This window comes from Sphingopyxis sp., from assembly GCF_036402335.1.
In the GTDB taxonomy this organism is placed as follows: Bacteria; Pseudomonadota; Alphaproteobacteria; order Sphingomonadales; family Sphingomonadaceae; genus Sphingopyxis.
The window spans coordinates 1-1,513 of the sequence record NZ_DASWTD010000233.1; the positions used below are offsets into that span (position 1 = coordinate 1).

Below are 1,513 nucleotides of genomic sequence, written 5' to 3' on the forward strand. Positions count from 1 at the left end.
GGATTGGTGGGACGCCGCATATGGCTTGATCGCGAGCCCGAAGCCCTGCCGCTGCAGGACGACAAGGCACGGCTGCTCTGGCGCAACTGGTCGGGAACAGAATATGCCTACCCCGCAACCCGCGCGGCGCCGCGCAGCGAGGGCGAGCTCGTCGCAGTGCTCAAAACCGCCGCGACACCCATCCGTCCGGTCGGTTCGGGCCACAGCTTCACCGCGCTGGTGCCGACATCGGGCACATTGCTCACGCTCGACGGGCTGAGCGGGCTTGTCGGGCATGACGCGGCGACCAGCCAGGCGACCATACGCGGCGGCACGCGGCTCGGCGCGCTGGGGCCCGCGCTTTCGGCAATCGGCCAGGAAATGTCCAACCTGCCCGATATCAACAAGCAATCGCTCGCCGGCGCGATCGCGACAGGCACGCACGGCACCGGGCGCGGCATCCGCGCGCTGCACGGCGATGTCGTCGCATTGAGGCTGGCCACGCCCTCGGGCGAGCTGATCGACTGCGACGCCATGACGAATCCCGAGATATTCAACGCCGCACGCGTCGGTCTCGGCGCTTTCGGCGTCGTGACGCAGGTGACGCTGCAGAACCGCCCGCTCAAGCGCATCCTCAAGCGATCCTGGCTCCTGCCGACCGATGAGGTGCTGGCGAGCTGGCCTGCGCTTCGCCAGCAGCATCGCAATGTGGAGTTCCTCGTGCTGCCCTTTACCGGCTATGCGGTGGTGATCACGCACGACGAAACCGACCGGCCGGTGAAGCCGCGTGGCCCCGATCGCGACACCGAGACGCTGATGGGGCTGAAACGCCTGCGCGACGTGTTCGAGTTCGCATCGCCGCTGCGCATCGCGGCGGCCAGGGAGGCTCTGAAGGACATCCCGCCCGAGGAAATGGTCGACGACGGCTGGAAGCTGCTCTCCAACGAACGCCCGGTGCGCTTCAAGGAAACCGAATACCATCTGCCGATCGACGCGCAGATCCCGGCGCTGCGGGAGATCCTCGAGACAATCGAGACGCATCGACCCGACGTCTTCTTTCCGATCGAGGCGCGCGTGATCGCGGCCGACGATGCCTGGCTTTCGCCCTTTTACGGCCGCGAGACCGGATCGATCGCGGTCCACGCATATTACAAGGACGATCATGACTTCTTCTTCAGCCTGATCGAGCCGATATTCCGCCGCCATGAAGGTCGCCCGCACTGGGGCAAGCTCCACAGCCTCAAGACGCGCGACCTGGCGGCGCTCTATCCACGCTGGCGCGAGGCCCAGGAGGTGCGGCGCGCGCTCGACCCGGAGGGACGGATGCTCAACGATCATCTGAAGCGGATTCTTGTCGATGCCGGCTGATCGACCCAAGCGCCGCTGGAGCCGCCGCGCGGCGATGATCGGCGGCGGTGCGGCGCTCATCGGCGGCGTGGGGCTGCTCGCATCCCGAAAACCCGATCGCGGCGGCGCACATGATGCCTATTTCACCGCATTGTCCGCGGCGCTTCGCGAGGCCGGCATCGCGCAC

Annotated in this window: 1 protein-coding gene; it reads left to right on the plus strand. The window is 67.1% G+C overall.

The genetic code is table 11. The annotated features are described in order from the left end of the window. Nucleotides 1-1,347 (plus strand): D-arabinono-1,4-lactone oxidase (locus VGD20_RS07310; RefSeq protein WP_331133814.1); only part of this gene is annotated, 1,347 nt, incomplete at its 5' end. Between the last annotated feature and the right edge of the window lie 166 nt (nt 1,348-1,513).